Below are 18,537 nucleotides of genomic sequence, written 5' to 3'. Positions count from 1 at the left end.
GTATAAATGCCTAGCAAGATCGCTCGCATTTTGGCGCAGGACGATGCCGTGGGTTCCGAAGAGCTGGAAGCGGCTATAAGTTATCTCAAAGACAAGATCTGCAATGCAGAGCTCAGCGATGAACCGACTCCCTTTCTCGCCTACCGCAACAAGGTGATTTTCGAGACCACCTTGAAGCTGCGACGGAGCGGGCTCCTGCCTCAGGATACCCAAAGCCCTAAGGCATAGGGAAGCCCTTTCGAAGGTCGAGGGCAGTGTGTGCCCTTGACCTTCGCCGCCTCTCGCCTTAACCGCCGGAGGACCATAAACGAAGGGCGGCAGATGAAAGTTCTCCTGATCGGTTCCGGCGGACGCGAGCACGCCCTTGCATGGAAACTCGCGCAGTCTCCCCGGCTGACCACGCTTTTCGCCGCGCCTGGCAATCCGGGCATCGCAGAGCATGCCGAACTCGTCGCCCTCGACGCGGAAGACCATGCGGCGGTGTTTGCCTTCTGCCGCAGGCAAGCTATCGATCTGGTCGTGGTCGGACCTGAGGCGCCTCTGGTTGCCGGGCTTGCCGATGTTCTTCGCGATGGCGGCATTGCCACCTTCGGACCCTCAGCCGCCGCAGCACAGCTCGAAGGATCCAAGGGCTTCACCAAGGATCTCTGCGCCCGCTACGACATTCCCACAGGCGCATACCGTCGCTTCACCTCCGCCGCAGAGGCAAAGGCCTATGTGGAGGAACAGGGCGCGCCGATCGTGGTCAAGGCGGATGGACTTGCGGCCGGCAAGGGCGTTACCGTCGCCATGACCGTGGACGAAGCACTGGCCGCCATCGACGACTGCTTCGACGGCGCCTTCGGCGAGGCGGGGGCGGAAGTGGTGGTCGAGGCCTATCTGGATGGCGAGGAGGCGAGCTTCTTCTGCCTCTCCGACGGCAAGACCGCCTTGGCGCTCGCAACCGCGCAGGATCACAAGCGAGTCGGCGACGGCGATACGGGGCCGAACACCGGCGGCATGGGCGCCTATTCTCCTGCCCCGGTGATGACGCCCGACATGGTGGAGCGGACGATGAAGGAAATCATCGAACCCACCATTCGCGGCATGGCCGAGAGCGGCTATCCGTTCACCGGCGTCTTTTTTGCCGGACTGATGATCACCGCCAAGGGGCCGGAACTTATCGAATACAATGTCCGCTTCGGCGACCCGGAATGCCAGGTGCTGATGATGCGGCTGGAAAGCGACCTGCTGGACCTGCTTCATGCGGCAGCGACGGGATCACTCGACCGGGTTTCCGCCAACTGGAGCGACGATGTGGCGCTGACCGTGGTCATGGCCTCCAAGGGCTATCCCGGCGCTTACGAGAAGGGCACGGTCATTGACGCCTTGCCGCCGACTGGCGAAGGGGAAAAGATCTTCCACGCCGGCACCGCGCTCAAGGGCGGGACGCTTGTTGCCACGGGCGGCCGCGTTCTCAACGTTACCGCTAACGGAGCGACCGTGGCCGAAGCGCAGGCAAAGGCCTACCGCCTTGCCGGGCAAGTGACGTGGGACAATGGGTTCTGCCGCAGCGACATCGGCTGGCGTGCGGTGGAGCGCGAGCGGGGCTGACGCAGTCGCTATTGGTTTAAAATTTACCAATTCTCCTGACGGGATGGAAACGAAGCGGCGTTAGTCTTTTGCGGAATCCGTGGGGAAATCCGTCTATGCGTCTCGTCCTGACAATTGCGTTCGCGGCTGCAAGCGGCAGCGCCTTCAGCGCCTCGATCACCACCCTCAGCGGCACCCCCGCGAATGTTCCCAGCATTATCCAGCAGCACTGCACGGATTGCCCGGCTCCGACGCCCAAGGTCGATCGCTCCACCTACCATGTCCCGAGCCTGGCATCCGGCACGCAGACGACGGAGATCCGCGATATCAAGGGCGAAAAGAAAATTGTCCGCACCGAAGCCTGGCTCGGCGGCTCGCCTGTGATCTACATCAGCAAGCTGCCGGACTGGGAAAAGGACGACACCGCATTGGCGGGCGTCCGGCCTCCGGCCGGGAGACTTGACGAAAAGTCGCTCGACAAAGTCGCATCCCCTGCCGACGGCATCGACCTGAACGCAACGACCAGTGCCGTCGACGCGACGTCCGCCAGCCAATCCGGGGCGCTTGCGCTCGACCATTTCGACCTGCGCCTGCAGGACGTCAACTGATCCGGTCCTGGGGCTTAAGCCAGACCGGCAGCAGACCCTCGGGACAAGCCCGAGGGTGACGAAACGGGGAACAGGATCAAGAGACGATCCTGGAGAAGTCGGCCACCGTGCCAGTCGCTTCACGGATCGCCTTCAGCAGCGCCAGACGGTTGGCGCGGATCGCCACATCTTCGTCATTGACCAGCACGTCCTCGAAGAAGCGGTCGACCGGCGCGCGCAGCTTTGACAGGGCTTCCATGGCGAAGCGGAAATCCTCTCCGGCAATAGCCTGCGATGCTTCGCTGGAGGCGGTCACGATTGCGCTCCAGAGCGCCTTTTCCGCGTCGAGCCGCAACAATTCCTCTGAGACGCCATCGGCGACGACCGTGCCCTTCTTCTCCTCGGCGGCCAGAAGCTGAACGGCGCGCTTGGTGCCGGCCAGCAGGTTCTTGCCATCTTCCGAGGTGATGAAGGCCGTCAGCGCTTCGGCGCGACGAGCGACCAGAAGCAGGTCGTCGGCGTCAGGCGTCAGCACCGCATCGATAATGTCGTGCCGCGCGCCCATATCCCGCAGATAGACCTTCAGGCGGTCGTGGAAGAAGGACAGGAGGTCAAGCGGAGTCGTATCGGCGATCTCAGCGGCATTTAACCGATCTTCATCCGTTGCCGCAAATTCCAGATAATTCAAAAAGAAATCAACATCGTCACTACCTGTCAATTCCGCAGCATTGCGCATTTCGGCAGGCGGATTCAATTGATTTGCTTCTTTCGATCGGCGGAGCAGCTCCAAGATCAGCATCTCGGTATGCGGCTCGATGATCTTCAAGAGCGGCAGCCGCACCTTCCGCTCCAGAATGATCCTAACCACACCCAGCGCCGCCCGCCGCAGCGCATAGGGGTCCTTGGAGCCGGTCGGCTTCTCATCGATGACCCAGAAGCCCACCAGCGTGTCGAGCTTGTCGGCCAGCGCCACCGTCAGGCCGACCTTGTCTTCCGGCAGGCGGTCGGACGGGCCGTTCGGCTTCCAGTGGTCTTCGATCGCGGCGGCAACGGAGGCATCCTCGCCCTGCAGCAGGGCGTAGCGTCGGCCCATCAGGCCCTGAAGCTCCGGGAATTCGCCGACCGCTTCGGTGCGCAGGTCCGCCTTGGCGAGCACGACCGCCCGATCCACGAGCGCGAGGAACTCCCCCTCACCCGGCGCATTCGCGCCACCCTCTCCCCGAAGCGTAGAGGTGGAGGATGCCGTACCCGCCTGCTCCCTCTTCTTCTCGGCGGGGAGAAGGTGGTCCGAAGGACTGGATGAGGGGGCATGACTTGCCGCATAGACGGCGCGCCCGATCTCCTGCGCCAGCGCCCGGATGCGGGCCACGCGCTTCCCTTGTGTGCCGAGCTTGGCATGGAAGGTCACGTTCAACGCGTCGAGCTTGGCCATGCGCTGGTCGAGCGGCTTCTTCAGGTCGAGGTCGAACTTGGCGGCGGAGGCTTGCAGCGTGCCGAGATCGGGCAGGTCGCCTTGGTCGCGGGTCCAGAAATGCTTAGCGTCCGACAGGCGCGCGCGCACCACCTTGCCATTGCCGTGAACGATTTCTTTGCCGCCATCTTTGGCGTCGATATTGGAGACCAGGATGAAGCGGTTGGAGAGCCCCTCTTCTGCACCGTGGGGGCGGGTGACGAAGCATTTCTGGTTGGTCTTGATGGTCAGCCGGATGATTTCCGCCGGAATTTCCAGATAGCCGGCCTCGAACTCGCCCATCAGCACATGCGGCCATTCGACCAGACCGGAAGCTTCTTCCAGCAGGCCCTCGTCCTCGACCAGATCGAGACCATTGGCGAAAGCGAGATCTCGGGCATCGTGCAGGATCACATCCTTGCGGCGGTCCGCATCGAGCATGACCTTTGCCTTTTCGAGGCTCGCCACATAGTCGTCGAAGCGGCGGACGGTGATGGCGGCGGGAGCGTGGAAGCGATGCCCATAGGTGATGTTGCCCGCAACAAGTCCGTCGATCTCGAAGGGGATGACCTGCGTTTCCTCATGCTCGGTCCCGAAGACGCAGACGATCGACTGTAGCGGACGCACCCAGCGCAGGCTTTCCGAACCGCGGCCTTCCACGCCGTCATAGGTATCGCCCTTCGGCATGGAGGCGGCACCCCAGCGCATGGGCTTCGGCCACGGGAAATTGCGGATGATGCCGGGCATGACATCGGCGATGATCTCTTCGGCCGCGCGGCCGGGCTTTGAGATGATGGCGACGTAGAAATCGCCCTTCTTCGGATCGTTGACGACCTGGGCTTGCGAGACGTCAGCAAGGCCAGCCTTGCGCAGAAAGCCCTGCACGGCCTGTTCCGGTGCCTTGGTGGAAGGGCCCTTGATCTCTTCCCGCTGGTCGGCCGAGCGGGCGTTCAGCCCGCGAATGTCGAGCGTCAGCCGGCGCGGCGTCCAGTATTCCCGCGCGCCTTCGTAGGTCAGCCCTGCCTCGACCAGTGCATCGGTCACGAGCTTTCGCAGATCTCCCGCCGCCTTGCGCTGCATGCGGGCCGGAATTTCCTCGGAACGAAGTTCAAGAAGCAGATCGGGCATGTCATTTTTCCTCACCCTCCCCTTGAGGAGGAGGGTCGGACCGCAGGTCCGTTGTGGGGTGAAAATCTTGTGCCTCTGCTAGCAAAATTGGGCGCCGCTGCACAACGGCAAATATCGTGTCGAGGCCTCGGCCAACTCTGGAGACGCTCAGACAACGCCCAGGAAAACCGCAAGCGACCGCGTGACGGCAATCATGGCGTCATCGCCAAGCTTCCCGAAGCTCTGACCCAGCTTGTCCCGCTTCACCGACATGGCCTTGTCGATCATCACCTGAGAGGGCTTGCGCAAGCCATTTTCCGCCGATGGTTCGACGGGGAGCCGGATCAGCGGCGCATCCACCAACGTTGCGGAAAGAAGCAGGACGGTGACAGTGCCGGTTTCCGCGAACCGATCGGATTGAATGACCAGCGCCGGACGCGGCTTGCCGAAATCGCCGGAGATTGCAACCGATACAAGATCGCCGCGCCTCATGACCGGTCGTCATCGTCCAGATCGGCCAAGGCAGCGTCCAGCAAAGCGCCAAGATCGGAATCCGAGGCATCGGCAACGGCCACGAGCATCGCCTGGCGCCGGCATTCGGCGTCGAAGTCGGGCCGACGGGTATCGGGCACCCATATCTGCACAGGGCGCAGCCCAGCAGACCTCAGGGCTTTCCGCCGCTTCTGAACTCTTGTGCTGACAGGTACAGGCATGAATGCGTTCGGTTATCGTTACATGTAACAATACTGCCGCAGCGGCCGGCGATCAAGCACCTTTACCACCCGCCTCCGCCGCCTCCGCCTCCACCGGAGGAGCCGCCGGAAAAGCCCGAGGAGGTGGACGATACCTTCGGCGTGGGAATGGTGGAGGCAATCGTTGAGGCCATGGAGGACGAGAAGCCGCCGATGCGGTCTCCGAAGCTTGAGCCGGCATAGCCCGAATACCAGCCGGGGTGGTAGGACGCGGCGGCGGCGCCCGCTGCGGCACTGGCAAGCCAGGTCTCGAAGGCACTGCTCCAGGGCTTTTCCACCCCCAGCGCCACGGCATAGGGCAATAGCGTTTCGAAATGCTGCGGCGACATGGTGGGGGCTCCGGCCATGTTCATCCGGTCCTTTTCGGCGAGTGTCAGATAGATTCGCAGCCCCTCGATGCCATCCATGAGCTTGCGACCGAGCGGCGTCGGCGCCGCCATCAGGAAGAAGAAGATGACGTTGGCAAGCACGATGCCGCCGACCGAAACCAGGACCGGCCAGTGCTCGTCGCCGGTCATTTCCGACATGAGCGCGACCAGAACCGCCGATCCGACCGAAATCGCGACAAGGCCGACAAAGCCGAGGACGACGATGGAAATGATCTTGGTGACGACCGACGATCCCCGCCGCAGGCCCTTGCCGAAGCCGACCGCCATCACCCCGAAGAAGATCGCCAAAACCACCGGAACGATCAGCGTCGCGATCATGTCCGGTTCGAGATTGCCGAAGGCGACGACGCCAAAGAGCGCGAGAGCGCTGATCAGTATCCCACCGATGACATAGCTGCGGTTGGCATTGTAATACTTGCCGCGATGTTCCTTTTCGATCGCCTGGCGGAAGGCAGCGCCTGCCGCCTGAACCGTTTCGCCATTGGCCTCGTCGATCACGAAACGACCGCCGGCAGCATCGACGGCGCCCAGAACTGCGGCTTGCGCGGTGGGCACCTGCTTGCCATCGCGCTTGGCCGTGCGGCTGATGGTGATGGAGCTCTTGAGGTCCTCCAGGACCACATAGCCCTTGACTGCAAGATCGAGCGCGCTTGCGGAAAAGGCCGTCCAGCCGCCGCCGGAAAAGCCCTTGTTATCAATATAGTTGACCAGCGCCGGTGACAGACCGTCCGGTGCATCCCAGCGCGGCACGACGACGCCCGCGGCCGGATCGCGGCCGACGCGCCTCCAGAATATTCCGTAATAGGCGAGGACGAGAACGAAGCCTATAACGGCGATGATGGTGCCGGCATTGTCGCGCCACCACCAGGCGCTGGCCTGAGCTTCGGAGGGCGGCGTGATGACGCCCTTCGGAATGCCGACGACGATGGTCAGTCCTTCCGCTTCGGCAAGAGGGCGAGTCGTTGCAAACTCTGCGACATCGCCATCCTGTTGCGCCTGCGCATTGCGGGCGGTCGATCCGAGCGGGCCGGTATAGGCGGCGGTGCGCATGACCTCCGCGCCATCGGGCAGCGTCACGCGTGCCGAAGCACTGGCAATGCGGAACTGCCAGCCATTGCCGGTGACGTTCCAGTAGAGTTCGTCGTGATCGGCAAAGAAACGGATCTGCCGGTCCGTCCGATAGGTCAGGACATAGGTGTGCTGACCGTCGCGCAGAAGCACGTCCTTTGAGCCGGCATAGATGCGCGTGCCGCCGCTTATGCTTTCCGTATGCCATTCTTCCGGCCGGCCATCCCGGGTAAGCGACAGCAGGTCGAAACCGACACGTACGGCGCGGCCTTGCGCATCCTGCATGGTCAGGGGGAAATCCCGGAAGATGCCGCGCTTGATCCGGTCGCCCTCGGCATTGACGATGATCGTCTCGGCGACAGTCAGATCGCCGTTCGGGGCAATCGTCATGTCCGAATGGTAGGAGCGGATATATTCCTCCGCCGCTGCGGGCAGAATAGCGGTCAGGCCGAAGAACAGGGTCAGGCAAAAGCCGGAGAACCACCGCATCAAGACATTCCTTTCCCTCGGCCCGGCCGATCCAGATCTTTCGCTTAAATTATGTCTGTGTATTCAACCCCGAGCGAAGCCAGCACGTCCCAGTAGCTGGGGAAGGTCTTGGCGACGCAATCCGGATCGAGAATGGTGATGCCGCCGATCATCAGCCCCGCCAGCGCAAAGCTCATGGCGATGCGGTGGTCGGCAAATGTATCGATTTCGGCCGGCAGGGTCTGGCCGGCAAGCGAGGGATCGGAGGCGACGATCAGGTCGTCGCCCTCTTCCGTCGCCAATCCTTCGCGAATGGCGTTGAGGCCAAGCGATAGCGCCCTCACCCGGTCGCATTCCTTGACACGCAGGTTGGCGATGCCGGTGAAACGCACCGGCGTCTGGTTGAAGGCGGCGAGTACGGCAAGCGTCGGCACTGCGTCCTGCATCTGTGAGCCATCGATTTCGGCCGGCAGGTGCGGGAATTGCGCGATGACTTCGTAAGCCTTGGCATCCGGCTGGGTAAAGGCGGTGGCCGGCACGCCGAGATCGATGGCGCCGCCGGTCAGCACTTCGGCAGCCCAGAGATAGGTGGCGGCCGAAGCATCCGGCTCGATAACGAAATCCGCAGCCTTGTAGCCGGTCGGTTCGACCTTCCAGGTCGCGGCGTCGATCTGCTCGACCGTGGCGCCGAAGGCCTGCATGGCCGCAAGCGTGAGATCGACATAGCCGCGGGCGCCGATTTCCGTGCCGGCGAGCGCCACGGTCAAGGGCGCATCGGCACCTTGCTGGACGAGCGGTCCCGCCATCAGCAGCGCGGAAACGTACTGGCTCGACAATCCGGCATCGATTTCGACGCGGCCGGAGGCAAAATGGCCCTTGCCGCGCACCGTCACCGGCGGGCAGCCCGTCAGCGCCTCGGCATCGACGCCGAGCGATTTCAGGGCGGCGACGAGCGGACCGATCGGCCGCTTGCGCATGTGTTCGTCCCCATCGACGACGACAGTGCCATCGACCGAAGCGACGGCCGCGGTCAGGAAGCGGGTCGCGGTGCCGGCATTGCCGAGAAACAGCGGGGCCTGCGGGGGCAGAAGCCTGCCGCTGCCGGTGACGACAAAGGTCGTCTCGTCCGGCTCGTCCACCGCTACTCCCATGGCCCGCAATGCGTCGGCCATGTAGCGCGTGTCGTCGCTTCTCAGCGCTCCGGTCAACCGGCTGGTGCCTATGGCAAGGCCTGCCAGAAGCAGCGCGCGGTTGGTGATCGATTTCGACCCCGGCGGCACGGCGCGTCCCGCAAGCGGCTTGCCCGACGGCAGGATGGTAAGTTTGGCTCTGCCCATGATATTCGTCTCTTAACGCAAACAGGGTGCCGACACGGGTCGGCCTAGCGCGCTCTTAAACCGTCGCGCACAAAGGTCCAATGACCGATTTCAGAACTTGACGCTCGGGACGGCGCGATCCGCTTCATTGGTGATCTCGAAATACTGGCGCTTGGCAAATCCGAACTGGCCGGCAATCAGGTTGGACGGGAAGCTTTCCACCTTGACGTTCAGGTCGCGGGCGGCGCCGTTGTAATAACGACGCGACATCTGCAACTCGCCTTCGATGGTTTCGAGCGATGCCTGCAGTTCGGAGAAGTTCTGGTTGGCCTTCAAGTCCGGATAGGCTTCCGCAAGCGCGATCACCTTGCCGAGCGCCTGGCCGAGCAGCCCTTCGGCCTGCGCCCTGCCCGCGACGTCGCCGGCGGGAACTGCCTGCGCCTGGTTGCGCAGCTTTACCACTTCCTCGAACGTGCCCTTTTCGTGGGCCGCATAGCCCTTGACAGTTTCGATCAGGTTCGGGATGAGATCGGCGCGTCTTTTCAGCTGTACATCGATGCCGGACCAGGCTTCTTCCGCCATCTGGCGAGATTTGACCAGCCCATTATACGCCATCATGACGTATAGTCCGATCAGAACAACTATTCCCAAAATGATGTACATGCGCCTGCCCCCGGATGATGCCTCGATTTGGCGGAGACATTATTGTGGACAAAGCAGAATGTCACCGGAAATCGGTGGGTTAGCACGCATGATGCTTAACAGGCGGATGGCCGTCAGGCGGCTTGGCTCCTGAGGTTGGCGCCACCGGCATCCGTCAGAAGAAACGCCTCGCCGCAGGCCTTGGCCAGCGTGCGCACCCGCAGGATATAGCTCTGCCGCTCGGTGACCGAGATCACCCCGCGGGCATCCAGCAAATTGAAGACGTGGGACGCCTTGATGCACTGGTCGTATGCGGGGAAGACGCATTTGTGGAGCATGTGATTGGCCTTGTCGCCCGGCGCTCCGGCTGCCAGAAGCGCCTGGCACTCCTGTTCCGCATCGATGAAGTGCCGATGCAGAATCTCCGTATTGGCATACTCGAAATTGTGCCGTGAATATTCCTGCTCGGCCTGCAGGAATACATCCCCGTAGGAAATCTTCTCTTCGCCCTCGCGACCGTTGAAGTTGAGGTCGTAGACGTTGTCGACGCCCTGCACATACATGGCGAGGCGCTCGAGACCATAGGTCAGTTCGCCAGCGACCGGCGAAACCTCGATGCCGCAGACCTGCTGGAAATAAGTGAACTGCGACACTTCCATGCCGTCGCACCAGCACTCCCAACCGAGGCCCCAGGCGCCGAGCGTCGGGCTTTCCCAGTCGTCTTCGACAAATCTGACATCGTGGAGAAGCGGGTCGAGACCGATCGCCTCCAGAGAGCCGAGATAAAGCTCCTGCAGGTTCGGCGGATTGGGCTTCAGAATGACCTGGTACTGATAGTAATGCTGCAGCCGGTTCGGGTTCTCGCCATAGCGTCCGTCGGACGGACGGCGCGATGGCTGGACATAGGCAGCCTTCCACGGCTTCGGCCCCAGCGCGCGCAAGGTCGTGGCCGGATGGAAGGTGCCGGCGCCGACTTCCATGTCGTAAGGCTGCAGCACGGCACATCCCTTATCCGCCCAGTAATTGTGGAGCGTCAGGATGAGGCCCTGGAAAGAGCGCTTCGGGGACATGTGGTCAGGCAGATCGGTCATCGGAATGCGTTTGCCGGTTGTTGCAGGATGCGGACGAGTGCCACGCGAGGGCGGAAGGGTCAAGGATTTATGCGTTTGCGGATCATGGAGTCGCACGACCGGGATGATCCATGATATTATGGTTCGACTTGGAGGCTCGCCATGAACATCAAGAACACGATTACGCTGTCAGACCCATATCTGCGCCGCGCGGAACGGCTGGTTGAAGACGGGCAGTTTCCGTCGGTCGAAAAGGTGGTCGAGGCGGGCATCGATGAACTCCTGCGCGCCGACCATCTGACGCCGGAGCAGAATGATTCCGTGACCCGCATGGGCGACGAAATCCGCCGGCGGATGGAATTGCCCAAGGATCAGTGGATACCGATGGACAATGACACAATGTTTGCCGAACTAAAGGAGCGGATATACAGGAAGATCGAAGAGGAGAAGAATGGCTTATAAGGTCATCCGGCATCCGCTGGTTCGCGATGACCTTTCAGACATCACGACCCTGATAGGTGAATATGCAGGTTATTCCTTGGCTCTCAACAAGATCGACGCCATCGAGGACGCGCTGAACAGCTTGGTCGATTTCCCAAAGATTGGCTCTACGCGCGACGATATCCTGCCAGGCCTTCGAGCCATTCCCGCAGCGGATAAAGCCGTGCTGTGCTTCACTGTCGATGACGAGACCGGTGTCGTCTTCATCATCTGCGTAAGCTATGCCGGCTCGGACTGGATGTCGCGGGTCAAAGCACGCGTTTAAACGAGCTCACTCCTCGTCGCGCTTTACCCGATACTCGCCCGTCACAGGGTCTTTTTCCAACGTGCCGACGGCGCCGGTCTGGCGCTCCTGCTGCTGCCGCCGATTGCGGGCCGACAGGCGCTCGGCATCCTTGATGAAGCGTTTGTAAAGCATCCAGCCGCCGTAAATCACGACGATCATAAAGATGAGCTGCGCCATTATCCCCCTCGTCAGGTCATCAGAGCCCGTAGCGGCTCCACAATGCCTTTTCCTCGAGGCCTTCCGCAAGACCTCCAACCGCGCCTGCGGCCATTTCGCCCAGCGAAGCGGAAGAGGATAGAACGCCGGGTATGCGCCGGCCGAAAAGGCTGCGGCTGCCGCCGATCAGCTCCAGCCGCGTATCCTTGCCGAAGCGGCGCTTGAGCACGTCGCGCATCTCGCCCAGCCCATCGATCAGTCCGAGATCGACACCGCGCATGCCGGTCCAGAACAGGCCGGAGAAGATCGTCGCTTCGTCGGCCAGCCGCTCGCCCCGGCGCATCTTCACCATCTCGATGAAGACCTTGTGGATCTCCAGCTGCAGCGTCTTCAGATATTCGACATCGCCTTCCTTTTCCGGCTGGAAGGGATCAAGGATGACCTTGTTTTCGCCCGCGGTGTAGACGCGGCGCTCGACGCCCATCTTGCGCAGGAGTTCCGGGAAACCGAAGCCGCCGGAGACGACGCCGATCGAGCCCACGATGGAGGTGGGATCGGCAAAGATCTCGTCGCCGGCCAGGGCTATCATGTAGCCGCCGGAAGCTGCGACATCTTCCACGAAGATCAGGACCTTCTTGTCCTTTTCTTCCGCAAGCGCCCGAATGCGCTGGAAGATCAACCGCGACTGGACGGGAGAACCGCCGGGAGAATTGATGGAAATGGCGACCACCGGGCTATCCTTTTTGGCGAAGGCTTTCTCCAGCATGGGTGCGACGCCGGCGATATTGAGCGCCGGCTTGAACTGGCTCCCGCCCGCCATGATCGTGCCGTGAAGCCGGACGACGGGAATGACGGTCCCCTTTTTGCGGAACCGCTTCGGCATCAGGCGCGTCAGAAAACCCATCTTCTATCCCGTTTGCAAGTGTGACAGCATCCGTGATGTATGTAGCTGGCTGAGGAACACAATGGCGCAGCGGCAAAAAACCGAATGCCTTCAGGCTTTGGGACGCTTGACCCGGCCATAGGCGGCGCGGCCATTGTTGAGGTCGTCCACGACAGAAGAAAAGGCGTGGCCGTTCTCCCCATGCACGAAAAGCGGCGAGCGTAACGCGAGGCGCGCCCTGGAACCCTTGATCGCCGTGACCAGAATGCGGATCGCATCGGCACCGATGCGCGGATGTACGACGGTGATCTCAAGGCCCCCGAACCGCTTGCCGCAGGCCTTGATGATCTCGGCAATCGACTCCGGCCTTGCGATCAGAGACAACTGGCCGCCCGGCTTCATGATGGCGCCCGCGGTGCGGACCCAGCTCTCGAACAGGCCGTCCGTCATGGCATGCGCCTCGGCCTTCAAGGCATCCGGCGTGCGGCGGTCACGACCGTGGTTGAAGGGCGGGTTCATAATCACGTGGTCGTGGATTTCGTCCTGCAGCCCTGCGTCCAGCCTCGCCTTGCCGGTCAGCGCCACGTCCGCTTCCAACACCTCCACACGCCCGGCGAGGAAGGCGTTTTCCGCGAGCGCTACCGAACGGCGGGCATAGTCCGCCATTGCGGAAAATTTCTCGACAAGCAGAACACGCGCATCGGGCAGCCTTGCCGCGACCGCCAGACCCGCCGCACCGGCTCCCGATCCGAGATCGGCTACGCTGACAGGTCCGGCGGCATCGACCAGAGAAGCCAGCAGCATGGCATCGACGCCGGAGCGATGGCCCTCGCCCTTGGGTTGGACAATGTGGAAACGCCCCCTGTGGAAGGCATCGACGGTAAAAGAGCCCGGACTTGCCGGCTCGTCTGCGTCGCCTTCAGTCACGATTTCAGCTCCGCTTCAAGGCCTGCATCCTTGAGAATGCGGCGTGCCTCGTCTGCGCGGTCGTCTTCCACCAGAAAGCGGCGCTGCAGGAGCCCGAGCGAGCCCTCCAACACGCTCATAGACTGATCGGCGATCATGCAGTGAATGCCGGCATCCCGCATCAGGCTTTCGGCGACCGACAGGGTCACGACGTCGTTGGTGCGGATAATTTCCTGCATGTGCCTTAAACCCCCAGTGAATTCCGCGTGATTAGCGCTTGCCGCCCTATGTCGCTCTTTCTATTGTTCTGCGAAAGAATTCACAGGGAGGCCTGATCATTGGGCGTCGTCATACCGCTTGAAGAAGGCAAAAACAAACCGGCATCGGTGAAGCCGCTGGTCGACCTCACCAGGGGCGACATGGACCGCGTAAACCAGCTGATCCTGTCCCGGGCCGGCTCCGACGTGCAGATGATCCCGGAAGTGGCCAATCATCTGATTTCCTCCGGCGGCAAGCGGCTGCGCCCCATGCTGACTTTGGCCTCGGCCTCGCTGTTCGGCTATCAGGGCGACGGACATGTGAAGCTGGCGACAAGCGTCGAGTTCATGCACACGGCGACCCTTCTTCACGACGACGTGGTGGACGAGAGCGATCTGCGCCGCGGCAGATCCACCGCGCGGATGATCTGGGGCAACCAGGCGAGCGTGCTGGTGGGCGATTTCCTGCTCGGTCAGGCGTTCCGGATGATGGTGGATGTCGGGTCGCTGGAAGCGCTCGACGTGCTGTCGACCGCCGCTTCCGTGATCGCCGAAGGCGAAGTGCTGCAGCTTTCGGTCGCCAAGAACATGGAAACGACCGAGGACGATTACCTCTCCGTCATTCGCGCCAAGACCGCCGCCCTGTTTGCCGCAGCCGCGGAAGTGGGTCCGATCATCGCCAATGCCGACAAGGGCGGGCGCTCCGCGCTGCGCTCCTACGGCATGAACCTGGGGCTGGCCTTTCAGCTGGTGGACGACGCGCTCGACTATGGCGGCAAGGCTGCCGATCTCGGCAAGAATGTCGGCGACGATTTCCGCGAAGGCAAGATCACCCTCCCCGTCATCCTCGCCTACCGACGCGGTACTCAGGACGAGCGCGCCTTTTGGCGCGAGGCGATCGAGAAAGGCGACAGCAGCGACGACAATCTGGAAAAGGCGCTGGGGCTGATCAACAAATACGGCGCGTTGAACGACACGATCGGGCGGGCACTACACTATGGCACGATCGCGCGCGACGCACTGGCGCCGCTGCCTCATACGCCGATGAAGGCAGCACTTCTGGAGGTCATCGACTTTTCCATCCAGCGGGTGAACTGACGCATCACGGAAGCTGACGCAAGGGCGACAATCCTTGCGATCCTGCTTCAAAAAAGCCATTCTATCGTGAATGAATCGCCTGAAGATCGGGCGGCCTTGGGCTGCATCCGAATTACGCTCTTATGAAAGGCCTTATTTTATGCAGCAGAAACCCGGGCTTCTTCTGCGCTCCGGCGTAGCGCTGGCAACCATCCTGCTGTTCAGCGGGTCGGGCTATGCCGCGACGGCCGTGCCCAAGCCGGCAGCTGAAGACGCCGTCACTTTCGATTCCAGCGATGCCAGGTCGTTTTCGGGCGCGTTTCTGGCTGCCCGGACGGCAGATGTCGATCATGATTACGTGAACGCGATCCAGCTTTACCGCAAGGCTTTGACGTTTGAGCCGGCCAATCTGCAGATCCGCGAACGGCTGATGATTTCGCTGTTCCTCAACGGGAACTTCGATGAGGGCCTGAAGGAAGCGCAGGCGCTGAAGGACGATGCAGCGGTGGAGCGCATCACCCGCATCGTGCGCGGGCTCGATGCCATTCGCGGCGGCAAGTTCGACACGGCGCGCAAGATCCTTGCCTATGACGGCCCTAACGACCTCGACAAGCTGACCCATCAGCTGCTCGGCGCCTGGGCGCAGGTCGGCGGCGGCAAGAGCAAGCAGGCGATCTCCACCATCACCAACCTCAAGGGCCCGGACTGGTTCAAGGTCTTTACCGACTACCATATCGGCTCCATGGCCCTGGTGGCCGGCGACCTCAACACGGCACGCCAGTACCTCAACAACGCGGTGACCAACCGCGATGCGGTGGCGACCGCTCCCGATACCTTCATGCGCGCGGTCATGGCGCTTGCCCGGCTCGAAGCTGCGGCCGGCAACAAGCAGAAAGCGCTCGATACGATCTCCGTCGGCGACGAGCAGGTCAATAATTACGCCCCGCTCAAGGCGCTTCGCCAGAGCATTGAAAAGGGCGAGAAGCCCGCCCAGCAGGTGACGACTGCCGCCCAAGGCGCAGCCGGCGTGCTGTTTTCGATCGGCGGCGCGCTGAACCGCCAGGGCGCAGAGGACATGGTTGCCCTCTATCTCGAAATCTCGCATGCGCTGGACCCCAACAGCGCCGACACGCTGATCATGCTCGGCGGCATTGCCGAAAAGCTCGAAAAGTCGGATCGCGCCATCGCCCTCTACAAACAGGTGCCGGCTGATTCGCCGATGCGGCGGATCTCCGAGCTGCAGCTCGGCGTCACGCTGTCCGACACGGGCAAGACCGACGAAGCAAAACAGCACCTGAAGGCGCTGATCGACTCCGATCCGGCCGATATCCGCAGCTATATCGCCTATGGCAGCGTCTTGTCCGAGGCCAAGGACTACAAGGCCATGGCGGAGAATTACGACAAGGCCATCGAGGTGATCGGCCCCGTGCCGCGGCCAGGCGACTGGACCGTCTTCTTCCAGCGCGGCATCGCCTATGAGCGGCTGAAGCAGTGGGACAAGGCCGAGCCGAGCTTCCGCAAGGCGCTGGAACTCAACCCCGAGCAGGCGCAGGTGCTGAACTATCTCGGCTATTCGCTGGTCGACATGAATATCAATCTCGACGAAGGCCTTGGCATGATCAAGAAGGCCGTCGATGCTAAGCCGGACGACGGCTACATCGTGGACTCGCTGGGTTGGGCCTACTTCCGGATGGGCAAGTTCGATGAGGCCGTGACCGAGTTGGAACGGGCCGTCCAGCTCCGGGCCGGCGATGCGACGATCAACGACCATCTCGGCGACGGATACTGGCGGGTGGGCCGCAAGCTCGAAGCCGTCTACCAGTGGAACCGGGCGTTGATCTCGGAAGGCGAGGATATCAACCGCGAACACGTCAAGGAGAAGATCGCCAACGGCCTGCCGCCGATCGATCCGAACGCGACGACGGCCGACCGCAGCGAGCCGGCCCCCGTGCCGCCGGTGGCGCCGGCTCCGGAAAATCCCGACAAGAAGTCCTGATGCTCTCGCAGCTCGACGACAATACGAGACCCGCCACTATGGCGGGTCTTTTCGAATTGGCGCCTGCCAAGATCAATCTAGCCCTGCATGTGGTGGGGCGCCGGGCGGATGGGTATCATCTGCTCGAGAGCATCGTGACCTTCGCGGACCATGGCGACCGCCTCGACTTCGCGCCGGCGGAGCGGGACCGTTTCAGCTTTTCGGGGCGCTTTGCCCCTGCCCTCAGCACCGGCTCCGGCAAACATGCGGACAACCTCGTGCTGAAGGCGCGCGACCGTTTGCGCAGCCTTTTGCAGGACCAGGGTCTGGCCGCTCCGCCGGTTGCCATACACCTTGAAAAGAACCTGCCTGTCGCGGCCGGAATAGGTGGCGGTTCTGCGGATGCCGCCGCTGCTCTGCGCGGGCTGCTGCGTCTGTGGGATGTCGAGGTTTCCGCGCCGGAACTGGACCGCCTGGCGCTGGAGCTTGGTGCGGACGTTCCCATGTGCCTGAGGAGCGAGCCGATGCTCGTGCGTGGGATCGGCGAGGATGTGACCCTGCTGCCGGATTTCCCTTCGCTTGCACTGGTTCTTGCAAATCCTCTGGTCGGCGTCAGCACGCCGCAGATCTTCCGCCGGCTGGAGCGCAAGAACAATCCCCCGATCGGGCCGAAGGGCGAAGGCGATTGGGTGGATTTTCTGGGAATGCTGCGGAACGATCTCGAACCCCCCGCCCGCTCGCTGGTGCCGGAAATTGCCCAGGTTTCGGCAATGCTGGATGCCGAAGACGCGTTGCTGACGAGAATGACCGGGTCCGGCGCCACCTGTTTCGGCCTGTTCGAGACGATGGACACGGCTCGTGGCGCGGCAAGCGCTCTGCAGCGCCGGAAACCGGACTGGTATTTTCAGGCCGTGCAGACAGCCGGCCACAAAAGCGGGACATCCTCATGAACCGGATCGACGAAAACCGCCCCTTCATTCCCGTCGGCATTGCGGTACTGACCGTTTCCGATACCCGCAGCCTGGCGGACGACAAATCCGGGGACACGCTGGCGGGTCGGATAACCGAAGCCGGGCACATGCTGAAAGCCCGCGCCATCGTGCCCGACGACAGGCAGGAGATCGCCAGCCAGGTTCGCGCATGGACGCTCGACCCGGAGATAGACGTGGTCATCACCACCGGCGGGACCGGATTTACCGGCCGCGACGTGACGCCGGAGGCGCTGGAGCCCCTGTTCGAAAAGCGCATGGACGGGTTTTCCGAAGTGTTTCACCGCATTTCCTACGACAAGATCGGCACTTCGACGATCCAGTCGCGCGCCACGGGCGGCGTTGCCAATGCCACCTTCATCTTCGTGCTGCCGGGATCGCCCGGCGCCTGCAAGGATGCTTGGGACGCCATTATCAAGGCACAGCTCGACTATCGCCACATGCCCTGTAATTTTATCGAGATCATGCCGAGGCTCGATGAACACCTGCGGCGCGGCAAGGGCTGAAAAAGCCCTATCGCGATTTCGCAACCCAGGCCGGGATCATCTCGCTGACCAGGCTTGCCGCCTTCTGCCCTTTTGCCAAGCCTTCGAGATTCATCCCCGATTGTGCAAGCGCAAGCACCTGTGGCTTGGGGATAAGCAGGCCGTATTCCAGCGGCGGCACATTGCGGCCGATTCGCTTGAAGAAGGGCCGGCGATAAGTCCGCGAGGGCGCAAACCGGGCCGCCCGCTTGTTCAGCGCGATGAATTCCATGACTTCTTCGATCCAGCCCGACTGCAGGCGCGCACCCGGCTCTATCAGAAGCAGCCACTGCCCGCGCGCAGCCTGCGCTACGTCCTTGAGGTTCCAGTTCGTATGGAAATGGCAGCCGGCAGCATCGGCGACCCGCGATGAGCCATCGGTCGAGCCGTTATCAAGGACGAAAACGTCGCTCACCAGACCCTCTACGGCGGCTGATACGAGGATCGAGAGCGTCTGAACAAGCTCCGACTCCTGATTGCGGCATTCCATCAACACTGTCAGCATGTTCCAACGTTTATCGCACAAGCTGCTCCCTTGCCAGAAAAGCTTTGAGTGTTTTGT

The 18,537-nt window shown here is 62.2% G+C and carries 21 protein-coding genes; 9 read left to right on the top strand and 12 right to left on the bottom strand.

Translation table 11 applies throughout. From position 1 onward, the window contains the following. Nucleotides 1–6 precede the first annotated feature (6 nt). From EPK99_RS16135 to EPK99_RS16125, 3 genes are all read left to right on the top strand, one after another. On the top strand, nt 7–228 hold the full coding sequence (locus tag EPK99_RS16135; protein WP_128444090.1) for a hypothetical protein: 222 nt from the start codon (nt 7–9) through the stop codon (nt 226–228). 93 nt (nt 229–321) lie between these two features. Next, complete coding sequence (gene purD / locus EPK99_RS16130) at nt 322–1,593, top strand: phosphoribosylamine--glycine ligase (protein ID WP_128444089.1); 1,272 nt, start codon at nt 322–324, stop codon at nt 1,591–1,593. A 95-nt stretch (nt 1,594–1,688) separates the two neighbouring features. Next, a complete protein-coding gene (locus EPK99_RS16125) occupies nt 1,689–2,180 on the top strand; it encodes a plant virulence effector HPE1-like domain-containing protein (RefSeq protein WP_128444088.1) in 492 nt (163 codons plus the stop codon). Nucleotides 2,181–2,256: 76 nt separating this feature from the next. On the opposite strand, the gene glyS is transcribed toward EPK99_RS16125, so the two are convergent. The 7 genes from glyS to EPK99_RS16090 all read right to left on the bottom strand — a co-directional run bounded on the left by glyS (nt 2,257) and on the right by EPK99_RS16090 (nt 10,442). After that, nucleotides 2,257–4,737 (bottom strand): glycine--tRNA ligase subunit beta, encoded by a 2,481-nt coding sequence (glyS, locus tag EPK99_RS16120; RefSeq protein WP_128444087.1) that lies wholly within the window; start codon nt 4,735–4,737, stop codon nt 2,257–2,259. Nucleotides 4,738–4,884: 147 nt separating this feature from the next. Further along, nucleotides 4,885–5,208 carry a type II toxin-antitoxin system PemK/MazF family toxin gene (locus EPK99_RS16115; RefSeq protein ID WP_128444086.1) on the bottom strand — a complete coding sequence of 108 codons (324 nt, stop codon included), beginning with the start codon at nt 5,206–5,208 and terminating at the stop codon, nt 4,885–4,887. Beyond that, a complete protein-coding gene (locus EPK99_RS16110; protein WP_128444085.1) occupies nt 5,205–5,429 on the bottom strand; it encodes an antitoxin MazE family protein in 225 nt (74 codons plus the stop codon). Before EPK99_RS16110 ends, EPK99_RS16115 begins: the two co-directional genes overlap by 4 nt. Nucleotides 5,430–5,491: 62 nt before the next feature. Continuing rightward, the gene (locus tag EPK99_RS16105) at nt 5,492–7,414 is read right to left on the bottom strand and encodes a DUF2207 domain-containing protein (RefSeq protein WP_128444084.1); all 1,923 of its coding nucleotides are present in this window, start codon (nt 7,412–7,414) and stop codon (nt 5,492–5,494) included. Between the two features lie 44 nt (nt 7,415–7,458). Beyond that, nucleotides 7,459–8,733, bottom strand: a complete 1,275-nt coding sequence (locus EPK99_RS16100; RefSeq protein ID WP_128444083.1) for a 3-phosphoshikimate 1-carboxyvinyltransferase — start codon at nt 8,731–8,733, stop codon at nt 7,459–7,461. An 87-nt stretch (nt 8,734–8,820) separates the two neighbouring features. After that, nucleotides 8,821–9,372, bottom strand: a complete 552-nt coding sequence (locus EPK99_RS16095) for a LemA family protein (RefSeq protein WP_128444082.1) — start codon at nt 9,370–9,372, stop codon at nt 8,821–8,823. Between the two features lie 113 nt (nt 9,373–9,485). Next, complete coding sequence (locus tag EPK99_RS16090) at nt 9,486–10,442, bottom strand: glycine--tRNA ligase subunit alpha (RefSeq protein WP_128444081.1); 957 nt, start codon at nt 10,440–10,442, stop codon at nt 9,486–9,488. 141 nt (nt 10,443–10,583) lie between these two features. Here EPK99_RS16090 and EPK99_RS16085 point away from each other — a divergent pair, with 141 nt between their 5' ends. Further along, complete coding sequence (locus EPK99_RS16085) at nt 10,584–10,883, top strand: hypothetical protein (RefSeq protein WP_128444080.1); 300 nt, start codon at nt 10,584–10,586, stop codon at nt 10,881–10,883. After that, nucleotides 10,873–11,187, top strand: coding sequence for a type II toxin-antitoxin system RelE/ParE family toxin (locus EPK99_RS16080; protein WP_128444079.1), 315 nt, complete (start codon nt 10,873–10,875; stop codon nt 11,185–11,187). The genes EPK99_RS16085 and EPK99_RS16080 overlap by 11 nt, the downstream gene beginning before the upstream one ends. A gap of 6 nt (nt 11,188–11,193) precedes the next feature. Here the strand turns inward: EPK99_RS16080 and EPK99_RS16075 are convergent, their stop codons facing one another. The 4 genes from EPK99_RS16075 to EPK99_RS16060 all read right to left on the bottom strand — a co-directional run bounded on the left by EPK99_RS16075 (nt 11,194) and on the right by EPK99_RS16060 (nt 13,392). Beyond that, a complete protein-coding gene (locus tag EPK99_RS16075) occupies nt 11,194–11,385 on the bottom strand; it encodes a hypothetical protein (RefSeq protein WP_128444078.1) in 192 nt (63 codons plus the stop codon). 19 nt (nt 11,386–11,404) lie between these two features. Continuing rightward, nucleotides 11,405–12,268, bottom strand: a complete 864-nt coding sequence (locus tag EPK99_RS16070; protein WP_128444077.1) for a S49 family peptidase — start codon at nt 12,266–12,268, stop codon at nt 11,405–11,407. Nucleotides 12,269–12,358: 90 nt separating this feature from the next. Continuing rightward, a complete protein-coding gene (locus EPK99_RS16065) occupies nt 12,359–13,174 on the bottom strand; it encodes a tRNA1(Val) (adenine(37)-N6)-methyltransferase (RefSeq protein ID WP_128444076.1) in 816 nt (271 codons plus the stop codon). Beyond that, nucleotides 13,171–13,392, bottom strand: a complete 222-nt coding sequence (locus EPK99_RS16060) for a putative signal transducing protein (protein ID WP_128444075.1) — start codon at nt 13,390–13,392, stop codon at nt 13,171–13,173. The genes EPK99_RS16065 and EPK99_RS16060 overlap by 4 nt, the downstream gene beginning before the upstream one ends. Before the next feature lie 99 nt (nt 13,393–13,491). On the opposite strand from EPK99_RS16060, the gene EPK99_RS16055 reads away from it, so the two are divergent. The 4 genes from EPK99_RS16055 to moaB all read left to right on the top strand — a co-directional run bounded on the left by EPK99_RS16055 (nt 13,492) and on the right by moaB (nt 17,957). Continuing rightward, the gene (locus EPK99_RS16055; RefSeq protein WP_128444074.1) at nt 13,492–14,508 is read left to right on the top strand and encodes a polyprenyl synthetase family protein; all 1,017 of its coding nucleotides are present in this window, start codon (nt 13,492–13,494) and stop codon (nt 14,506–14,508) included. A gap of 139 nt (nt 14,509–14,647) precedes the next feature. Beyond that, entirely contained in the window at nt 14,648–16,483 is a 1,836-nt protein-coding gene (locus EPK99_RS16050; protein WP_128444073.1) for a tetratricopeptide repeat protein, read from the top strand. After that, entirely contained in the window at nt 16,483–17,412 is a 930-nt protein-coding gene (locus EPK99_RS16045; RefSeq protein WP_128444072.1) for a 4-(cytidine 5'-diphospho)-2-C-methyl-D-erythritol kinase, read from the top strand. The genes EPK99_RS16050 and EPK99_RS16045 overlap by 1 nt, the downstream gene beginning before the upstream one ends. Continuing rightward, complete coding sequence (gene moaB, locus EPK99_RS16040) at nt 17,409–17,957, top strand: molybdenum cofactor biosynthesis protein B (protein WP_128444071.1); 549 nt, start codon at nt 17,409–17,411, stop codon at nt 17,955–17,957. The genes EPK99_RS16045 and moaB overlap by 4 nt, the downstream gene beginning before the upstream one ends. A 7-nt stretch (nt 17,958–17,964) precedes the next feature. Here the strand turns inward: moaB and EPK99_RS16035 are convergent, their stop codons facing one another. After that, entirely contained in the window at nt 17,965–18,480 is a 516-nt protein-coding gene (locus EPK99_RS16035; RefSeq protein WP_128444253.1) for a glycosyltransferase, read from the bottom strand. Nucleotides 18,481–18,537: the final 57 nt, after the last annotated feature.

The organism is Neorhizobium lilium (genome assembly GCF_004053875.1).
In the GTDB taxonomy this organism is placed as follows: Bacteria; Pseudomonadota; Alphaproteobacteria; order Rhizobiales; family Rhizobiaceae; genus Neorhizobium; species Neorhizobium lilii.
Note: the sequence above shows the minus strand (reverse complement) of the source record. Positions and strands in the feature narration are given on the sequence as shown.

Coding starts and splice junctions, on each gene's coding strand:
- EPK99_RS16135 (WP_128444090.1), top strand. CDS start 7: ATGCCTAGCAAGATCGCTCGCATTTTGGCGCAGGACGATGCCGTGGGT.
- purD (WP_128444089.1), top strand. CDS start 322: ATGAAAGTTCTCCTGATCGGTTCCGGCGGACGCGAGCACGCCCTTGCA.
- EPK99_RS16125 (WP_128444088.1), top strand. CDS start 1,689: ATGCGTCTCGTCCTGACAATTGCGTTCGCGGCTGCAAGCGGCAGCGCC.
- glyS (WP_128444087.1), bottom strand. CDS start 4,737: ATGCCCGATCTGCTTCTTGAACTTCGTTCCGAGGAAATTCCGGCCCGC.
- EPK99_RS16115 (WP_128444086.1), bottom strand. CDS start 5,208: ATGAGGCGCGGCGATCTTGTATCGGTTGCAATCTCCGGCGATTTCGGC.
- EPK99_RS16110 (WP_128444085.1), bottom strand. CDS start 5,429: ATGCCTGTACCTGTCAGCACAAGAGTTCAGAAGCGGCGGAAAGCCCTG.
- EPK99_RS16105 (WP_128444084.1), bottom strand. CDS start 7,414: ATGCGGTGGTTCTCCGGCTTTTGCCTGACCCTGTTCTTCGGCCTGACC.
- EPK99_RS16095 (WP_128444082.1), bottom strand. CDS start 9,372: ATGTACATCATTTTGGGAATAGTTGTTCTGATCGGACTATACGTCATG.
- EPK99_RS16090 (WP_128444081.1), bottom strand. CDS start 10,442: ATGACCGATCTGCCTGACCACATGTCCCCGAAGCGCTCTTTCCAGGGC.
- EPK99_RS16085 (WP_128444080.1), top strand. CDS start 10,584: ATGAACATCAAGAACACGATTACGCTGTCAGACCCATATCTGCGCCGC.
- EPK99_RS16080 (WP_128444079.1), top strand. CDS start 10,873: ATGGCTTATAAGGTCATCCGGCATCCGCTGGTTCGCGATGACCTTTCA.
- EPK99_RS16075 (WP_128444078.1), bottom strand. CDS start 11,385: ATGGCGCAGCTCATCTTTATGATCGTCGTGATTTACGGCGGCTGGATG.
- EPK99_RS16070 (WP_128444077.1), bottom strand. CDS start 12,268: ATGGGTTTTCTGACGCGCCTGATGCCGAAGCGGTTCCGCAAAAAGGGG.
- EPK99_RS16060 (WP_128444075.1), bottom strand. CDS start 13,392: ATGCAGGAAATTATCCGCACCAACGACGTCGTGACCCTGTCGGTCGCC.
- EPK99_RS16050 (WP_128444073.1), top strand. CDS start 14,648: ATGCAGCAGAAACCCGGGCTTCTTCTGCGCTCCGGCGTAGCGCTGGCA.
- EPK99_RS16045 (WP_128444072.1), top strand. CDS start 16,483: ATGCTCTCGCAGCTCGACGACAATACGAGACCCGCCACTATGGCGGGT.
- moaB (WP_128444071.1), top strand. CDS start 17,409: ATGAACCGGATCGACGAAAACCGCCCCTTCATTCCCGTCGGCATTGCG.
- EPK99_RS16035 (WP_128444253.1), bottom strand. CDS start 18,480: ATGCTGACAGTGTTGATGGAATGCCGCAATCAGGAGTCGGAGCTTGTT.